This is a genomic window from Cupriavidus sp. SIMBA_020, from assembly GCF_046535395.1.
Taxonomy (GTDB): Bacteria; Pseudomonadota; Gammaproteobacteria; order Burkholderiales; family Burkholderiaceae; genus Cupriavidus; species Cupriavidus campinensis.
In genome coordinates, this window is the sequence record NZ_JAWRWU010000514.1 from 1 (window position 1) to 274 (window position 274).

General features: G+C 70.1%; 1 pseudogene. It reads left to right on the forward strand.

Annotation, left to right across the window (positions count from 1 at the left end):
• Nucleotides 1-97, forward strand: a pseudogene (locus SB751_RS30290) (tellurite resistance TerB family protein); the annotation flags it as partial.
• Nucleotides 98-274: the final 177 nt, after the last annotated feature.

Below are 274 nucleotides of genomic sequence, written 5' to 3' on the forward strand. Positions count from 1 at the left end.
CATGGAGCGCGCCTACCTGGACGAACTGGCGCGCCAGCTCAAGCTGCAACCGGGGCTGAAGGAACAGCTGGAACAGCACGCGCGCGCGGCGGCCTGACGGCGGGCGCGTCGCGCCAGCCCGCAGCGGCGGGGCCAGCGGCACAACCGCCGGCCCCGCCGTTTTCATGTCCTGTCAATCGGCATGCAGGCCGATTGCGGCAGTCAGCGCCGTGTAGCGGTCGATATCGGCGTTGATCATGTCCTGGAACGCGCCTGGCGAGCTCGTCGTCGGCGT